We start from the raw sequence: 17,147 nt of genomic DNA, 5'->3' as shown, positions 1-17,147 counted from the left end.
CAACGTACGGGGCCGGATCGCGGCCCCGCGGGCTACCCTATTCGGGCTTGATGTCGATGGAACGCGCCAGCGCCGTCCAGCGTGCGGAATCGCGGTTGACAAAGTCCTGGACGTCCGCCGGCGCCAGTTGGAACGGTTCGGCGCCGCGCGCAACCAGGGCCTTGCCGAAGGCGGCATCCTGGGTGCATTCGGCAACGGCCTCGCGCAGCGCCCTCACGACAGTGCCCGGTGTCCTGGCCGAGACTTGCAGCGAAAGCCAGAACTTGAGGTCCAGCGCCGGGTAGCCAGCTTCCTGCAGAGTCGGCACATCCGGCAGCAGGGGGGAACGGGCGGCCGAGGTGATTGCCAACGCCTTGAGCTTGCCGCCCTTGATCTGGCCGATGCATGTGGTCATGCTGTCAAAGAGAAAGTCCACATTGCCCGCCATGACATCGCTGCTGGCTGGCGCGCTGCCCTTGTAGGGCACCGGCACGGCGCTGAATCCGGCCTCCTTCAACAGCAGGGCGCCATAGATGTGCGGGGAGCTGCCGGCGCCATAGGTAGCGTAGCTGAGGCGGTCCGGCCGCTGCCGGCCAAGCCGGACCAGGTCGCCCAGGCCGCTGACATCGAGCTTGGTGGGGTGTACCACCAGCACGTTCGGCACGGTGGCGATCACGCCGACGGCCGTCAGGTCGCGCCGTGGCTGGAAGCGCAGGTCGGGAAACATCAGCGGGTTGACGGCATGCATGCCTACGGTGTTGAGGAGGATCGTATAGCCATCGGCGCTCGCATCCAGGACGCTTTGCGTACCCAGGTTGCCGCCGGCTCCGGGCTTGTTCTCCACCACGACCGGCTGGCCAAGCCTCTGTGCCAGCGGCAAGGCGATCTGCCGCGCCACGAAATCACCGGGCCCGCCGGCCGCAAATGGCACGACCAGCCGGATTGGCCGCGAGGGCCACTGGCTCGCCAGGAGCGGGCGCGACAACAGCGCGACACCTGTGCCTGCCAAAAAAGTACGGCGAGTGATTCTCATCACATCTCCCATCAATGTCGGCGCCGATCCGCGTACGCCGCGCGGCGGGCCCAGGACCGCACTATTGCTTTCCGCGGGATATATGTCCAAGATATATTCTTTATGCCGGCTATCATTTCGCGATATACCCTCGGAACCGGGGGGTTGCGAGACTGGACTGGCGCAGTCGCACGCGCCGGCATAGCACCGGCAGCGATGATGGGAGACAGCATTGGGAATGCCGGTAGATCTGCGTGGGTTGCAGTGCTTCCTTGCCGTGGCGACGGCAGGCTCGATCTCTCGTGCGGCGGAAGTCCTGCACATCGCGCAACCCGCCCTGAGTATCCAGATCAGGCATCTGGAAGAAGCGCTGGGCGTGGCGTTGTTCACGCGCAGTCACAAGGGCGTGGTGCCGACCGCGGCTGGCCAGCGCCTGGCGATTCACGCCCGCGACATCCTGAGGCGACTCGACATTGCCTGCGAGCACGTGCGTGACGTGATGAACGATCCCGAGGGCCGGGTGGCGATCGGCCTGCCGCAATCGATGGCCAAGATCCTGACGGTTCCGCTGGTCCGGGAGACCATCCGGCGCTGGCCCAAGGTGCGGCTGCAAGTCATTGAACTCAGCACGGGCTACATCCCCAGCCACCTGCTGACCGGACATATCGACATCGGCCTGACGTTCCAGAACAAGACCGATTCCGGCCTGCTGTGCAGCCATCTGGTAGACGAGGATCTTGTCCTTGTGGCGCCAGCGGGGCAGTTCGCCAGCGGCGGCAAAAGCGCCATGCCGCTGACCAGGACTGTCCGCTTCCGGGACCTGAGCAAGTATCCAATGATCCTGCCTGCCGGTGAGCACGGACTTCGCGCCCTCCTCGACGGCTATCTGCGGGCACACGAAGTCGACCTGCGCATCCTGGCCGAAGTCAATACCATCCCGGAGCTGATTGCACTGGCGTCGGCGGGTATCGGCTACACGGTGCTCTCCTACGCGTCGGTCTCCTCCGAAGTGCTCCAAGGTCTGCTGTCGGCAGCACGCATCGGTCAGCCAGCCGTTTCACGCCCGGTCTACCTGTGCCGCTCGGCCACCATGCCGCTGTCGATTGCGGCGTCCGCGGTGCAGGAACTGCTGGTGGAAACCGTGCATGCCCTGATTGCGGATGGCAGCTGGCCAGCGGTCATGCATGCCAGACAACAAACAGCGACATAGCGCGGCCTGCCGCCTCAACAAGTCACAAGACCAGACAAGTCGCCCAGATCAAATCCGTATCCGGGATCAGCCATTTGGTCCAGGCAGCGGCCGCGCATTGCTCGCATGCTCCCCTCAATCCGCCTGCCCGACCGGCATCCATCCGTTCGCAGAGATCGCGGCCGCCACCTGTTTCGCAATCGAATCGCCCAACCGCGCGGCATCCGCGGAAATGCTGTCGCGCTTCGCCTCGGACATGCCATGCAGGCCCGAGTCCGCCGCGGCGGACTCCGCGAGATGGCCCGCGGCCGCGCCGACGCCGGCAGTCTCGGCCACGCCCGGCATGTGGCCGCTGTCCGCATCGGCGGAGAAGCTTCGCAGCAGCACCGGCGAACCGTTCGCGGGCTTGTACATGATCTGGACCGATGCGCGAACCTCGCTCTTGCCGGCGCCAAGACCGACCAGCAAGCGACGCCGGCGCGTACCCTCATCGATCTTCTGGAAGCCTCCCTCGACGATCAGCGCATTGCTGTCCGCGGGCACGGGGCCGTCCGCGCGTACCACGTGCAGCCCCATCGACTGCAGTTTGCGCACGATTTCGTCAGACACCTGCTCACGCGCTTCGCGCGCCTTCTGGGACTGCTCGCTGGCGGCCGAACCGCCAGCGGCCATCGTCTTCAGCTTCTGGCCCATGCCGCTGTCCAGTTTCACCTGATCCGGGCTCGCATCGAACGAATACACATAGATGACGTCCGCGCGCACCTGCGCCTGGACGCTGGCCTGGCTCACGCCTTGATTCACGCCTTGATTCACACCTGTATCGCCCCAGGCACAGCCCGCCGTCAAGAGCGATGCCGTCGCGAAAGCTGCAACCGCCACGCGCGTGGCGCGGTCTGCGAGGGATTTGAATGAAGTCTGCATGTCGATCCGTCCTCGGCACCATCGTGCCGTCAATTGCCGTAAAGCCGTAAAGCCGTAAGAATGTCGCCGACAATCATTCGATCCGCAGGATCACAAGCCATCGGAGATCACGCCTGCCAGGGTGCGGCTCATTGGCTATCGGAGTCAGCCGCAACCCGCTGAAGCCAGTATGGGAGAAACCGGCTACGCCCGCCATGCGGCAATTATGTCGCCCGATGTCACCCTTGCCTTGCGCTCGGGCATATGGGACGCATGGCTGCGTCGATGCGTGGATGCGTGAGCTCGGCCTTACGCGAAATGCCGGTCAAGCGGCAATGCCACGACCGCTTCGAGACCGCCACCGTCGCGTGCACGGAACTGCAGTGAGCCGCCGTGCAGGCGCGCGATGCGTTCGACGATCGCGAGCCCGAGGCCGGTGCCGCCCGAATGGCCGCGCGCGTTCCTGCCGCGGCTGAAGGGTGCCTTGAGCTGCTCAAGCTCCTCCGCGCCGAGGCCGCTGCCCCGGTCGCATACGGCCACATACGCCGACTTGCCTTCGGCCCAGGTATGGATGAAAAGGCCGGTTCGGCCGTAGACGACCGCGTTCTGCATCAGGTTCATCAGCAGGCGCATCAGGCTCACCGGCCTGAACGAAATCGCCGGTATGTCGCCGAGCGACAGCTCGAATTCATGCCCGAGCCCCGCAAAATCCGCCGCCAGCTGACTGACGAGCGCATTGAGATCGCCAGGCTCCGGCACCTCGCGTTCGCCGCTGCCCGCGTAGTCCATGAACTGCTGAAGGATCGTGTCGATCTGATCGAGATAGCCTTCCACCGATGCCACGAAGGGTTCGTCGGCGCCGCGCGGAATCGCCATCGCCATCGCGAGACGCAGCTTGGTCAGCGGCGTGCGGATGTCGTGCGACACGCCGGCCAGCATCAGCGTGCGCGTCGCATCGGCCTGCTGCAATGCCTGCGTCATCTGGTTGAACGCGCTGCTTACCTGGGCGATTTCCGTCGGTCCGTCGGTGGGCAGCGGCACCGGGGCTTCGCCGGCGCTGAGGTGACGCGCGGCCCGCGCCAGGTCCTGCAGCGGACGGTTGATATGCAGCTGGATCAGATAGCCCGTCAGCGCCGCGAGCAACGCGAAGGCCACTGAAAGCACGAGCGCGGCGGTGATGCCGCTCGCCTGTGCGTCTTCGGCCACCGGCAAGGCGATCCAGCTGGGCGTGCCGGCGACGTGCACGCGAATCCATAGCCGCTCCCCGTCGCCCGTCTGCCATCGCACCGGCATGTCCGGGGGCAGATAGCGTTGCAATGCATCGACGAAGACGTCGCGCTGATACGTACGAAAAATACGGATCGGACTGGGGTGCGGATCCTGTACCACATGCTCCGGCGGCTGCGCCTGCCCACCGAGCCGCGCGGCTGCCGCGCGGCCCTCATCGGGCGGCATGGCGGCAAACACGCCGTCGAGCAGCTTCACGTAATCGGAAAAGATGTTCGCCGCGCGTTCGATGTGCGGGCGCTGCACGAAATGCAGCAAGACAATGAGCGAACAGACCTGCGTGAGCATGACCAGCCCCACCAGCAAGGCGATGTTGCGCGCGAGCAGCGAACGGGGCAGCGCGAGCCGCATTACGACTCGATGCCGGCCACCAGCATGTAGCCGACACCCCACACGGTCTTGATGAAGCGCGGCTTGGAAGGATCGTCTTCGACGATCTGGCGCAGCCGCAGGATCTGTACGTCGATGCTGCGGTCGAGCGCGTCGTGATCGCGGCCGCGGGCCCGCGCAAGCAGGTTATCGCGGCTCACCGCCCGGTTCGGCGACGAGCCCAGCGCATGCAGCAGCAGCATCTGCGCGGAATGCACCTCGACCGGTTCGCCGCGGCGCAGCAGCGCCTGCTTGCCGACATCGAACTCGAATTCGCCGAAGCGCAGGGTCTGCGAGGTCACGGTCGGATCGCCCGCCGCCATTTTCTGGCGGCGCAGCAGTGCGCGGATCCGTGCCACCAGTTCGTCCGGCACGAACGGCTTGGCGAGATAGTCGTCGGCGCCGGTCTCGAGCCCGGCCACCCTGTCGACCGGATCGCCCTTCGCGGTCAGCATCAGGATCGGCAGCGTCTGTCCCGTGGCGCGCAGCCGGCGGCAGATGGTCAGGCCGTCTTCCGGCTCCATCATCAGGTCCAGCACCAGCAGGTCGTATGGCTCGCGTTGCAGATAGCGGTCGAGCTGCTTGCCGTCGGCGATCACGCGCACCTGGAAACCGTGCCCGGTCAGGAACCGCTGCAGCATGTTGCGCAACTCGGCTTCATCATCGAGCACGATAATCCTGTTCACCTGCTCCATGGCGCGTCTCCGGCGATGGCCGGGAATCAGCGGGCCATCATTTTCTGACTCAGGTATTGCTCGATCTGCGGCAACGTGACGTAGCCGGCCCGCTGCGTGTCGATTTCGTCGAAGCGGCTGGCGACCATCGGCATGCCGGCCGCTGCCTGGTCTCGGGTCAGCTTGCCGTCGTGCGTCGTGTTGGCAGTGGCGAAGCGCGTCTGCAATTGCTGCATCGCACGCTCAACCCTTGCGCTGTTTCCTGCGGGCGGCGCGACGCTCTGGGCGGACGCACCTGCTGAAACAATACACAAAATAAGCATCGCGATCATCTTCTTCATGGCTTTCTCCGTGGTTTAGCCGACCCTCGCCGGCGGCGTGGGTGATCGATCCGATACTGCGGTCACGCCCAGTGCGCGGGCACCCAGACGCGGCCGACCCAGTGTCCCGGCACCATTACCGCAGGAGCTGGCGCCCGCGTCACGTAGACGGGACGCGGCGCGTACACAACCTTCGGCGGCAGCGGCGGCGCGACGTACACCACCCTGGGCGGCGGCGGGGCGACGTAGACCGTCTTCGGCGGCGGGGGCGGCGGCACATAGACCACCGGCGGGGGCGGCACATACGCTACCGGCGGAGGCGGCACATAAGCCACCGGCGCAGGCGCGATGACCACCGGCGCGGCACCGACCGCAACCGTGGCACCTACGGTCGTCACCGTGCCACCAGTCGTCACGGTCCCGCCATGCACGACCGTCGTGCCGCCCGCGGTCGTCACGACACCCGGCGCAACGCGGGTCGCGGAGCCCGAGTGCGTGACGGTTTCGCCGTAAGCACCGGTCGCGGTCCCCGAGCGGTCGCACGTAGCGCCGGCGCAGCTGGTCGATGCCGCGTGGCTGACGGTGTTGCCGTTCGAACCGGTGATCGTGCCGGATGACGAGTACTGCCCCGGCGCATCGCGTGTCACGCTGCCCGCCGTGGAAGCGGTCTGTCCGTTGGCCCCGGTGAGGTTGCCCGTATGCGAGCACGTACCGCCCGAGCAACTGGTGTCGCCAGCGTGCTGAACCGATCGGCCGTTCGGTCCGGTTGCCGTGCCGGAGTTCGAAAACTGCCCCGGCGCCGTACGGGACACCGTGCCGGTGTTTGTCGCGAGCCCGCCGTAGGGACCGACGACGCCGCCGGCATGCGAGCAGCTTCCGCCTCCGCATGATCCATAGTGCGCGCCGTTATAGACGCCGTGCGGCGTATAGGCCGTGCCGTGGCCGGACCAGCCCGCGAAGGCCGGGGTGCTGGCGAGGAAGATCAGCGAGGCGGTCGCTGTGAGGAGGTAACGGGGTTTCATCGGATGTCCTTCTGGTTCGGTTCGGGTCAGGTCACGCACCGCGGCGTGGCAACGGGACGAACTATAGGACGACATCGCCAGTTAATCGCCTTGGAAAAAATGTCGCGGTGTTACACCGGACCGCAGAGACGGTGCGCGCCGATTGCCATCCGCCGCGCCCGCAAGCCTCCCCCGCTGGCGGACCGATTCGGTGACATCGGGCGAAATACTTTCCGCCTGTTCCTGGCCGCGCCCGCCCACTAGAGTTGGCTCATCCGGCGCGACGGCGGTCATTCCCGCAGACGGCGCGCCTTCCCCCCGACCTTACCTGTGCTCATCATGCTTACTACCGGAAAAATCACGCTCTATGTCACGTTGTTCATCGTCGCCGTCTCGCTGGTCGAGGCCTGCGTGCTCACGCGAAAGCACCGCAACAGCGGCACGCCGTTCGACTGGAGTGAAACATGGCTGTCGCTGGCCGATCTCGCCGGCCGCAAGTTGTTCGCGCTGCTGCCGCTTTCGCTGGCGACGCCGATCTTCTCTTTCGTCTGGGAACATCGCCTCTTCACGGTCTCGATCAACAGCGCGCTGATGGTACTGCTGCTGTTTGTCGGCCAGGAGTTCTGCTACTACTGGTACCACCGCGCCTCGCATCGCATCCGGTTCTTCTGGGCGACACATGCGGTCCATCATTCGCCGAACCAGTTGACGCTGTCGTCTGCTTACCGGCTCGGCTGGACCGGCAAGCTGACCGGCACGGCGATGTTCTTCGCCCCGCTCGTCTGGCTCGGCGTGCGCCCGGAGGTCGTGCTCGCGACGCTGATGTTCAACCTCCTGTACCAGTTCTGGCTGCACAACACGTGGATGCCCAAGCTCGGCTGGCTCGAATACGTATTCAACACGCCGTCCGCGCATCGGGTGCACCATGCGTCGAACGTCGACTACCTCGACGCGAACTACGGTGGCGTGCTGATCGTGTTCGACCGCCTGTTCGGCACCTATATCGAAGAACGCGCCGACGAACCTTGCCGCTACGGCCTCGTGACGCCGACGCACTCGCGCAATCCGCTCGTCAACCAGTTCGAACACTGGGTCAGCCTCGCCCGGGATATCGCGTCGGCGGGCAATGTGTGGACCGCGATCAACTACGTGATGATGCCGCCGGGCTGGCGTGCGGACGGCACTGGCGAAACCACGGAGAATCTGCGCCGGCAGCACTGCGACGCACGCCACACGGTCTCCGTGAGCAGCAACTGAAAGGGAGCGGCGCGGTCGTGGCGAGTTACCAGCCTCCGCGCCCCAAGGCTGCCAGCGCCCGGCTATGCCCCCGCCGCCGCAAACCTGTCGGTAGCGGCAACCAGCTGATCAAGGATGCCGGGCTCGGTCCATGCGTGCCCGGCGCCTTCGATCAGATGCAGATCGGCATCCGGCCACGCCTGGTGCAGCGCATAGGCATAGCGAGCCGGGCACGGCATGTCGTAGCGGCCGTGCACGATGACACCCGGAATGCCGGCAAGGCGAGGCGCGTCGCGCAACAACTGCCCGTCTTCCAGCCAGCAGCGATGCGTGAAGTAGTGGTTCTCCAACCGCGCGAACGCCAGCGCGAAATGACTGTCGGCATGCTTCGCGCTGTTGGCCGGATCGGGCAGCAACGTGATCGTCTCCCCCTCCCATACACTCCACGCGCGGGCCGCCTCCAGCCGCTTCTCCATATCGCTGCCGGTCAGCAGCTTGCGATAGGCGGCCATCATGTTGCCGCGTTCGGCTTCCGGAACGGGAGCCTGGAATCGGGCCCATTTCTCGGGAAACACCTCCGAGACGCCGTATTGGTAATACCAATCCAGCTCCGCCTGGGAGACGGTATATACCCCGCGCAGCACCAGTTCGCTGGTCCGCTCCGGATACTTCTGCGCATAGGCCAGCGCGAGCGTCGAACCCCACGAGCCGCCAAAGACCAGCCAGCGGTCGGCGTTGGCCAGCTTGCGCAGGCGCTCGATGTCATCCACCAGATGCCACGTGGTATTGGCTTCCAGCTCCGCATGCGGCGTGGACCGGCCGCAGCCGCGCTGGTCGAACAGCATGACGTCGTAGCGCGCCGGATCGAACAGGCGGCGGTGATCGGCCGATATGCCGCCACCAGGACCACCATGCAGGAATACCGCCGGCTTGGCGCCGGGCGTTCCAACGCGTTCGTAGTAGACCACGTGGCCGTCACCGACATCCACCGTGCCGGTTTCATAGGGTTCGATAGCGGGATAGAGCGAGAGAAGTTTTGGCATGGATCAGGTCCGGTCAAGGCGTCCGAAATGCCAGAGTGTATCGCCTGCCGCAACATGCAAGACACAGGGAAAACACCCCATCGGCCGGACTACCGAACGCGGCCCCGTACGATTACGCGGCACGGTTGCAGGAGCGGCCTCGAATGGCCGCTCCCGGCCGCCTGGTGCGGAACCTGCCAGACAGCCTCCCGAAGAGATTTGGCCAGCGAATCCTGCCTGTCGGATTTCATCGCCGCATCCGTGGGTCAGTAGGCCTGATCGGCAACAACACGGGCCACCGTTTCCAGGGACTGCTTTAACGTGGACAGGTCGACGGAGCCGAGTGCCAACCGGATGGCATGAGGCACATGCGCTGCCGTCGCGAACGGATGGGCCGTCGACACGGAAATATGCTCGCGCATCAACGCCATCGCGATCGCGTCTGCCCGAACTTCCTGTGGCAGAGGAAGCCAGACGAAGTACGACGCGGGATGGCTGATCCTTTTCAGCCCGCCCAGGACTTCAGTGGCAAGGCCCTGCCGCAGCGTGGCATCCCGCCGTTTTTCGGCTTCGAGCCTGGCCACGGTGCCGTCCTCGATCCAGCCGCAGGCGATAGCCGTCATGGTTGCCGGGGTGTTCCAGGTCGTGGCCCGGATGGCCCGTTCCAGCCTGGGAACCCATTCGCGCGGGGCACAGACGAAGCCGACGCGCAGCCCGGTGGCGACACTCTTCGAGAAGCTGGACACATAGACCGTCGTCTCCGGGGCCAGCGATGCCAAAGGCGGTGGGGCGCCTTCCGCCAGGAACGCGTAGGCCGCGTCCTCGATGAGCATCAGTCCATGCYGMCGAGCSATGGCGACCAGTTCSCGRCGYCGCCTTGCGCTCATCACCCAGCCGAGCGGGTTATGGAGCGTCGGCATCGCGTACACGGCGCGTACGCGCCGTCGCCTGCACAGCGCCGCCAATGCGTCCAGATCCGGGCCATGTCCTGCGGCGGGAATTGGGGCGAGTTCCAGCCGATTGACTTCGGCGGCGAGCTTGAATCCCGGGTACGTCAGCGCGTCCACGGCCACCACGTCGCCGGGCTCGAGCAAGGCCATGGCGGTTGTCGTCAGCCCGTGCTGCGCGCCGCTCACGAGCAATACGGTTTCGGCCGATGCCGCCAGCCCCCGGCTAGCCAGGTGGCGCKCCACGGTCGCCCGCTCGTGCTCGCGCCCGCCGTGGGGCTGGTATCGAAGCAGGGCCTCCAGATCGCCTGCGGCAGCGAGCTGGCGCAGCGCTGCACGGAGAAGGTCTGCCTGATCCGGCAACGAGGGATAGTTGAAGCTCAGGTCCACCGTGTCAGCGCTCCAGGCATGCAAGTCAATGCCTTGTCCGCGAGGGAGCGCCTCCTTGACGAACGTGCCGCGACCGGTCTCCCCGCTCACCAACCCCATCGCTTGCAGCTCCGCGTAGACGCGCGTGGCCGTGACCAGCGCCAGTCCTTCGCGAGCCGCGAGCTCGCGGTGCGTTGGCAGTTGCGTCCCGGGACGCAGCCGCCGCGCACGGATATCGGCCGCGAGACGGTCGACCAGTTGCTTGTAGCGGGGCTGAGGCATGCCTGAACGTATCCATGACAATTATTTGAATGTATTGATTATCGGTTCCACGACGGCGCAATACAACGTCTCCACTCGCACGAGGCCTCCCATGCACATCGCCATCCTGACCTTTGAAGGTTTCAACGCGCCAGTGGGGGAAAAGGAGACCTACGTGACGCGCGCGATGGCGAACATTTTGCCGTTCCTCTAATGCGCACGGCGTCTCGACTTGGGAGGACCCGCCCTGGCCGTCAGCGTGACGCTGCCCATCCTGCGATTCGGCGATACACCCAATAAAAAGCGGGATGGCACCACCGCCCATCCCGCTTCGCTTACCACCAGGCTCCCCGGCTTACCCGCGGAAGCCCGCGTTCAAACCACCCCCTGCGCCAGCATCGCGTCCGCCACCTTCACAAACCCGGCGACGTTGGCCCCTTCCACGTAATTGATATACCCGTCCGCCTTCTGCCCGTAGTGGATGCAGTTGCCGTGGATGTCTTTCATGATGGCGTGCAGTTTCTCGTCGACCTCCGCATGGTGCCACGACAGGCGCATGGCGTTCTGCGACATTTCCAGGCCCGAGGTGGCGACGCCGCCGGCGTTGCTGGCCTTGCCCGGCGCGTAGAGGATGCGCGCGGCGAGGAAGCGGTCGACGGCGTCCAGCGTGGAGGGCATGTTGGCGCCTTCGGCCACGCAGAACACGCCGTTGGCGAGCAGGCGTTCGGCATCGTTGCCGTCCAGCTCGTTTTGCGTGGCGCAGGGCAGCGCCACGTCAGCCGGTACGTGCCAGGGTGTACGGCCGGCTTCGAAGTGCAGGTCTTGCTGCGCGGCAAAATCGGCCAGGCGCCCGCGCGATTCGTTCTTGAAGGCCATCAGCGCGGCGAGTTGCTCGCTGTTCATGCCCTTGGGGTAGTGCAGCACGCCGCCGGAGTCCGATACCGTGAGTACCTTGGCACCGAGTTCGATGGCTTTCTCGGCGGCGTACTGGGCCACGTTGCCCGAGCCGGAGAGCAGAACGCGCAGGCCGCTGAAGCCGCGCCCCCGGCGATGGAGCATTTCCTGCGCGAAATACACCGTGCCGTAGCCGGTGGCTTCGGGCCGCATCAGGCTGCCGCCGAAGGCCATGCCCTTGCCCGTGAAGACGCTGGCGGAGCTGTTGGACAGTTTCTTCATCATGCCGGCCATGAAGCCCACCTCGCGCGCGCCCACGCCGATATCGCCGGCGGGCACGTCGGTATCCGGGCCAAGGTGGCGGTACAGCTCGGTCATCAGGGCCTGGCAGAAGCGCATGACTTCGCCGTCGGACTTGCCCTTGGGGTCGAAGTCGGAGCCGCCCTTGCCGCCGCCCATGGGTAGCGTGGTCAGCGCGTTCTTGAAGGTCTGCTCGAAGCCGAGGAACTTGAGCACCGAGAGGTTCACGGTGGGGTGCAGGCGCATGCCGCCCTTGTAGGGGCCGATGGCGGAGCTGTGCTGCACGCGGAAGCCGCGGTTGACCTGGACCTGGCCGCGGTCGTCGGTCCATGYCACGCGGAACTGGATCACGCGCTCGGGTTCCACCAGCCGCTCCAGCAGCGCTTGCTCGCCGTAGCGCGGATGCTGCTCGACGAAGGGCCACAGCGTCATCATGACTTCCTTCACGGCCTGGAGGAATTCGGGCTGATCGGGGTCGCGCCGGGCAACGCCGGCCAGGAATGTTTCAAGGGAAGCGGATGTCACAAGTGTCTCTTCGATTCGATGTGCTGGTGCTTGGCAGGAGACGGCCGCCACGGATACCTGTCCGGCGGGCGTGCCGAGGGATGCCACGGTGCGCCCGGAACGGCTCGGGCGCGCAAACGCGGCAAAGTCCGGCGGCAGCCGCCGCCGGAGCATGTCAATACATTCAGGATTGGGACTGGATGTATCGCCAGGGGCGAAGCTTAGCATTGGCGCGGCCACGCACGACAGTCAAAACACCTTTGATGAGGAGACATATAAAGGCCGCTTGCATGTATTTTTGTGCGATCAACGGCCACATGGAGCGGATCGCAGCGGGAAGCCGCGCGCCGTACAATCGGCGGATTGCTCCCGGACGAGGCTCAAGCGCGTGGAAATTCCCATCGATCAGGCGGTCAGTCTTATCCACGAGGCGGCCTACGGCACCCTGGCCACCAACGCTGCCGCCCTGCCCGGCTACCCCTATGCCACGGTCGTGCCCTTCGTGGCCGACCACGCCAACGCACCCGTTATCTGCGTCAGCGCGCTGGCCGAGCACACCCGGAATCTGCTGGCCGATCCGCGAGTGAGCCTGTCCGTGCTGCAACCGGGCGCCACGGACGTGCAGAACGCGCGCCGGCTGACGCTGGCAGGCGATGCGGCCCGCTTCGAGCCGGGGCCAGCCGAGTTGGCGCGATACCTGCGCTATGAACCGGCTGCCGAGCCTCTGCTGGCCCTGGATTTCCACTTCTTCCGCATCAGCCCGAAAACCATCCGGTTTATCGGCGGCGTCGCGCGCATGGGCTGGATCGGGGACGATGCATGGCGGGCATTGCCGCAGGTGCCGCCGGACACCGAGGCTGGACTCGTGCAAGCGATGTCCCTGGCCGCCCCGGCCGGCGTTCGCGTGCTGGGCGTGGATTGCCACGGCATCGACTATGAAATTGCCGGGCTGCGCAAGCGCCGGGGCTTTCCCGCCGCGCCCATGCCGCTTGAGGCAATGGAAGAGGCAGCCCTCGGGCTTGTGGCCGGCCTCACCTAGGCGCGCCCGTTCAGGCGATCCGCAGCACCGGCCCGCGTTCCTTCAGCGCCGCCGCCAGTTCAGGTTCCGGCGCCATATCGGAGATCAGGTAGGCGGCCTTGTCGAAATGCTTGACCAGCACGCCGGCGTTGCGGCCGAACTTGGTGTGATCGGCCACCACGCAGGCCACGCTGGCGGCCAGCAGCATGCGGCTGCGCAACTCGGCGGCCGAGCGCGAGAAATCGCTCATCTGGCCATCGGCGGTGATGCCGCCGGTGCCGATAAAGGCGAAGTCGGCGTGGTAGCGCGACAGCTGTTCGATGGTGTCCCAGCCGTGGGTAGCGTCCTCGTTATCCTGCAGTTCCCCGCCAAGCACCACTACACGATTGCCGTTGCGCCGTCCGAGCAGCATGGCGATGGTGATGTCGTTGGTGTAGACCAGCAGGTTATGGTGGCCATGCAGGGCCTGGGCCACGGTGTGGGTGGTGGTGCCGTAGTCGAGGATCAGCGAGGCGCCGTCGGGCACCAGCTCCGCCGCGCGCATGCCGATGGCGCGCTTGCCTTCGGCATTGACCGCGGCGCGGGTCTGGGTGTCGGGCTCGGCCCGCTCGGGTGTGAGCGCGCCGCCGTGGGTGAGGATCAGCAGGCCGCGCGCCGCCAGCGCATTGAGGTCGCGGCGGACGGTCTCGCGCGAGACATCGAGTTCGCTCACCAGTTCGCTGATCGCCAGCGCGCCGCTGGCGGCGAGCTGGTCGAGAATGAATTTTTGCCGCTGCTCAGCCAGCACGTGGACTCCGCTGCATAGGAAAAACAAAGGTGGATTCTAACCCCGTCATACCGGGGCCAGCCCGATCAGCCGGCTGATATTGGCCGCGGCCTGCTGCAACGCGGGCACGATCTCGGCGGGGATGCGCTCTGGCGTGGCTTCGCCCGCCGAGGTGGAAATGCCCAGCGACAATGTCCGCGAGCCAGCTGCCGGCAGAGGCACCGCAACCGATACCTGATTGCTCTCCGGGTAGGCCAGCACGCTCCACTCGCCGGGCGGCAAGGGCAAGGCCGTCGCCAGCGCGCTGCCCGCCGGCAGCACGCTGCCCACCCGCAGGTTCATGACCACCAGCCGGCGCCGCTCGGCCGGCGCCATCGCCCGGCCGATGATGATCACGCCCTCCGGATTGGCCTCGCCAAGGTTGGCCGTGCCGGAGTAGGCGTCGGCCAGTTTCTGCAGCCCCTCCTGCACGGCATCGGTGACGCCCAGGCTTTCCAGCGCGGCAAAGCCGATCTCGAAGATACGCGTGGTGAGACGCCAGCGATTGCCTTCCCGCGCCACATACGCATCCTCTTCCAAGGTCAGCAGGAACCGCAGCACGGTGGGGTGCGGCAGGTCCACCGCGCGCGATAGCTCCGCCAGCGTTGGCCGGCCGTTGTGGCGGAACGCTTGCAGGATCGCTAGACACCGCTGGATCGATCTATTATTCTTCATCCGCTATTTCGTTCACCTAGAGCACGCTTCGTTCATTAGGTGAACATACTAAAGCAGAAAGAAGGCGGCGGCAAGCACCGCGCCTCACCGCTCACACAGGAGACAAGATGAAGACCATCGCCCCCGCACTTGCGTCCATCCTCGCCCTCGCGCTGCTGGCCCCGGCCGCACAGGCCGCCGATGCCTGGCCAGCCAAGCCGATCAAATGGGTCGTGCCATATCCGCCCGGCGGCTCGACCGACATGCTCGCGCGCATCGTCGGCCAGAAGCTGGGAGAGCGGCTCGGCCAGCCGGTGGTGGTGGAAAACAAGGCGGGTGCCGGCGGCAACGTGGGCACGGACTACGTGGCCAAGCAACCGGCCGATGGCTACACCATCGTAATGGGCAATATCGGCCCCATCGCCATCAACCCTTCGCTGTATCCGGACCTGCCCTACAACCCGCTCAAGGACCTGGCCCCGGTGACCATGCTGATGGCGGTGCCTAACCTGCTGGTGGTCAATCCAGCGCTGCCGGTGCATTCGGTGCGCGACCTGATCGACTACGGCAGGCGGCAGCCAGCCCCGCTGGGCTACGCGACGCCGGGCGCCGGCACCTCGCTGCACCTGGCGGGTGAGCTCTTCGCCACCACCTCGGGCGTGAAGATGACCCACATCCCCTACAAGGGCAGCGCGCCGGGACTGAACGACACCATGGCCGGGCATGTGCCGGTGATGTTCGACAACATGCCCTCCGCGCTGCCGCTGGTGAAGGCGGGCAAGCTGCGCGCGCTGGCCATCACCAGCGCCCAACGCTCCGCGCAGCTGCCCGATGTGCCCACCATGGCGGAAGCCGGCCTGCGGGGTTACGAGATCGCCGGATGGTTTGGCGTACTGGTGCCGGCGGCCACGCCCAAGGCCATCGTCGCCCGGCTCGACACCGAACTGGAGGCCGTGCTGAAGATGCCCGACGTGCGCAAGAAGCTCGACGAGATGGGCGGCATCGTCTCCGGCGCCGGGCCGCAGGCTTTCGGCCGCTATATCGAAGCGGAATCGCGCAAGTGGAGCACGCTGGTGCGCAGCGCGAATATCACGGTCCAGTAAAGCCACAACCCATCCACCACCAAGGAGACAAGCCATGTCGCAATACCGCCTTATCGATATCCACCCCATTGCCGGCGCGCTCGGCGCGGAAATCCGCGGCGTCGACCTTGCCCGGCCGCTGTCCGACGAGACCTTCGCCGAGATCCGCTCGGCGCTGCACGACAACCTGGTGATCTTCTTTCGCGACCAGGAACTGACGCCCGAGCAGCACAAGGCATTCAGCGCGCGCTTTGGCGATATGCTGGAAGTGCCGTTCATCCGCGCGCTGCAAGGGCATCCCGAGATCCTGCCGGTGATGAAGGGCAGGACCGAGCAGACCAAACGCAATTTTGGCGGGCTGTGGCACACCGACATGAGCTATGCGGAAATCCCGCCGCTGGGGTCCGCGCTGTACGCCCGCGTGATTCCGCCCTATGGGGGCGACACCATGTGGACCAATATGTATCGCGCCTACGATGCGCTGTCGGACGGCATGAAGCAGGTTCTGGACAAGCTGCGTGCCGTGCATAGCCCGGTGCGTTCATACGGCGCCGGCGGCGCGGTCGTCAACAATGGCGATCCCGCGCACAAGATGGATGTACGCACCGACGAGCGCGCCAGTAGCGAGGTCATGCATCCGGTGGTGCGCATCCACCCCGCCACCGGGAAGAAGGCGCTCTATGTCAATAGCACCTATACGCTGCGTTTCGAMGGCATGACCGAGGAGGAGAGTGCGCCGTTGCTGCAGTTCCTTTACTGCCATGCGGTGCGGCCGGAGTTTACTTGCCGGTTCCGGTGGACGCGGGGGGCGTTGGCGGTGTGGGATAACCGGTGTACGCAGCATCTGGCGATGAATGACTATGATGGGTTTGATCGGGAGTTGCATCGGACTACGATTGCTGGGGATCGGGTTTTGGCGGTGGGGGGGTGAAGGTTGGTTGGCTGTTGGGGGCTTTTTTTTGGGGTTGTCGCTACTTTTTTGGGCGGTGTTGGTTTTTGCACCCAAAGGAATACGACATCCCCCCTGCGGGGGGACGCCGGTCACTTTTCTTTGCGTTCGGCGGCAAAGAAAACTAACGAAAAGGTTGGTTGGCTGTTGGGGGCTTTTATTGGGGGTTTTCGCTACTTTTTTGAGCGGTGTTTGTTTTTGCACCCAAAGGAATACGACATCCCCCCTGCGGGGGGACGCCGGTCACTTTTCTTTGCGTTCGGCAAAGAAAACTAACGAAAAGAAAGCCGACCCTGCCGGGGGCAGAGCCATCAGGCTATTCGGCGACATTGATTCCGTCGTACGGGCGGTGGCTTCGGCTGGCATGTCCTACCG

General features: G+C 65.6%; 17 protein-coding genes. 6 read left to right on the top strand and 11 right to left on the bottom strand.

Annotated features, from left to right (window positions below; all coding sequences use genetic code 11):
• Positions 1-37: 37 nt before the first annotated feature.
• Positions 38-1,012 (bottom strand): Bug family tripartite tricarboxylate transporter substrate binding protein, encoded by a 975-nt coding sequence (locus AC1DKD_RS02410; RefSeq protein WP_441628332.1) that lies wholly within the window; start codon positions 1,010-1,012, stop codon positions 38-40.
• Between the two features lie 217 nt (positions 1,013-1,229).
• On the opposite strand from AC1DKD_RS02410, the gene AC1DKD_RS02405 reads away from it, so the two are divergent.
• Entirely contained in the window at positions 1,230-2,201 is a 972-nt protein-coding gene (locus AC1DKD_RS02405) for a LysR family transcriptional regulator (RefSeq protein ID WP_441628330.1), read from the top strand.
• 114 nt (positions 2,202-2,315) lie between these two features.
• Here AC1DKD_RS02405 and AC1DKD_RS02400 read toward each other — a convergent pair whose 3' ends face one another.
• From AC1DKD_RS02400 to AC1DKD_RS02380, 5 genes are all read right to left on the bottom strand, one after another.
• Positions 2,316-3,101, bottom strand: a complete 786-nt coding sequence (locus tag AC1DKD_RS02400) for a DUF4410 domain-containing protein (RefSeq protein ID WP_441628328.1) — start codon at positions 3,099-3,101, stop codon at positions 2,316-2,318.
• A 288-nt stretch (positions 3,102-3,389) separates the two neighbouring features.
• Positions 3,390-4,718: an ATP-binding protein gene (locus AC1DKD_RS02395; RefSeq protein ID WP_441628326.1), complete on the bottom strand. Its 1,329-nt coding sequence runs from the start codon at positions 4,716-4,718 to the stop codon at positions 3,390-3,392.
• Positions 4,718-5,431, bottom strand: coding sequence for a response regulator (locus AC1DKD_RS02390; protein ID WP_441628324.1), 714 nt, complete (start codon positions 5,429-5,431; stop codon positions 4,718-4,720). Before AC1DKD_RS02390 ends, AC1DKD_RS02395 begins: the two co-directional genes overlap by 1 nt.
• A gap of 26 nt (positions 5,432-5,457) precedes the next feature.
• Positions 5,458-5,751, bottom strand: coding sequence for an EF-hand domain-containing protein (locus AC1DKD_RS02385; protein ID WP_441628322.1), 294 nt, complete (start codon positions 5,749-5,751; stop codon positions 5,458-5,460).
• 62 nt (positions 5,752-5,813) lie between these two features.
• Positions 5,814-6,752, bottom strand: a complete 939-nt coding sequence (locus AC1DKD_RS02380) for a hypothetical protein (protein WP_441628320.1) — start codon at positions 6,750-6,752, stop codon at positions 5,814-5,816.
• A 318-nt stretch (positions 6,753-7,070) separates the two neighbouring features.
• Here AC1DKD_RS02380 and AC1DKD_RS02375 point away from each other — a divergent pair, with 318 nt between their 5' ends.
• The gene (locus AC1DKD_RS02375) at positions 7,071-7,988 is read left to right on the top strand and encodes a sterol desaturase family protein (protein WP_441628318.1); all 918 of its coding nucleotides are present in this window, start codon (positions 7,071-7,073) and stop codon (positions 7,986-7,988) included.
• 62 nt (positions 7,989-8,050) lie between these two features.
• On the opposite strand, the gene pip is transcribed toward AC1DKD_RS02375, so the two are convergent.
• Both pip and AC1DKD_RS02365 read right to left on the bottom strand, forming a co-directional pair.
• Positions 8,051-9,010 carry a prolyl aminopeptidase gene (gene pip / locus AC1DKD_RS02370; RefSeq protein WP_441628316.1) on the bottom strand — a complete coding sequence of 320 codons (960 nt, stop codon included), beginning with the start codon at positions 9,008-9,010 and terminating at the stop codon, positions 8,051-8,053.
• Positions 9,011-9,255: 245 nt separating this feature from the next.
• The gene (locus AC1DKD_RS02365; protein ID WP_477142888.1) at positions 9,256-10,587 is read right to left on the bottom strand and encodes an aminotransferase-like domain-containing protein; all 1,332 of its coding nucleotides are present in this window, start codon (positions 10,585-10,587) and stop codon (positions 9,256-9,258) included.
• On the opposite strand from AC1DKD_RS02365, the gene AC1DKD_RS02360 reads away from it, so the two are divergent.
• Positions 10,586-10,780: a hypothetical protein gene (locus AC1DKD_RS02360; protein ID WP_441628312.1), complete on the top strand. Its 195-nt coding sequence runs from the start codon at positions 10,586-10,588 to the stop codon at positions 10,778-10,780. The two genes, AC1DKD_RS02365 and AC1DKD_RS02360, sit on opposite strands and share 2 nt — an antisense overlap.
• A gap of 161 nt (positions 10,781-10,941) precedes the next feature.
• Here AC1DKD_RS02360 and gdhA read toward each other — a convergent pair whose 3' ends face one another.
• Positions 10,942-12,285, bottom strand: a complete 1,344-nt coding sequence (gene gdhA / locus AC1DKD_RS02355) for an NADP-specific glutamate dehydrogenase (protein ID WP_477142887.1) — start codon at positions 12,283-12,285, stop codon at positions 10,942-10,944.
• Positions 12,286-12,652: 367 nt separating this feature from the next.
• Here gdhA and AC1DKD_RS02350 point away from each other — a divergent pair, with 367 nt between their 5' ends.
• On the top strand, positions 12,653-13,303 hold the full coding sequence (locus tag AC1DKD_RS02350) for a HugZ family pyridoxamine 5'-phosphate oxidase (protein WP_441628308.1): 651 nt from the start codon (positions 12,653-12,655) through the stop codon (positions 13,301-13,303).
• A 10-nt stretch (positions 13,304-13,313) separates the two neighbouring features.
• Here the strand turns inward: AC1DKD_RS02350 and AC1DKD_RS02345 are convergent, their stop codons facing one another.
• Complete coding sequence (locus AC1DKD_RS02345) at positions 13,314-14,069, bottom strand: DeoR/GlpR family DNA-binding transcription regulator (protein ID WP_441628306.1); 756 nt, start codon at positions 14,067-14,069, stop codon at positions 13,314-13,316.
• A 45-nt stretch (positions 14,070-14,114) separates the two neighbouring features.
• Positions 14,115-14,762, bottom strand: a complete 648-nt coding sequence (locus tag AC1DKD_RS02340; protein WP_441628304.1) for an IclR family transcriptional regulator — start codon at positions 14,760-14,762, stop codon at positions 14,115-14,117.
• Between the two features lie 107 nt (positions 14,763-14,869).
• Here AC1DKD_RS02340 and AC1DKD_RS02335 point away from each other — a divergent pair, with 107 nt between their 5' ends.
• Both AC1DKD_RS02335 and AC1DKD_RS02330 read left to right on the top strand, forming a co-directional pair.
• Positions 14,870-15,844 (top strand): Bug family tripartite tricarboxylate transporter substrate binding protein, encoded by a 975-nt coding sequence (locus AC1DKD_RS02335; RefSeq protein ID WP_441628302.1) that lies wholly within the window; start codon positions 14,870-14,872, stop codon positions 15,842-15,844.
• 34 nt (positions 15,845-15,878) lie between these two features.
• Complete coding sequence (locus AC1DKD_RS02330; protein ID WP_477142886.1) at positions 15,879-16,754, top strand: TauD/TfdA dioxygenase family protein; 876 nt, start codon at positions 15,879-15,881, stop codon at positions 16,752-16,754.
• Positions 16,755-17,147: the final 393 nt, after the last annotated feature.

This window comes from Cupriavidus sp. 05T313, from assembly GCF_056396665.1.
Note: the sequence above shows the minus strand (reverse complement) of the source record. Positions and strands in the feature narration are given on the sequence as shown.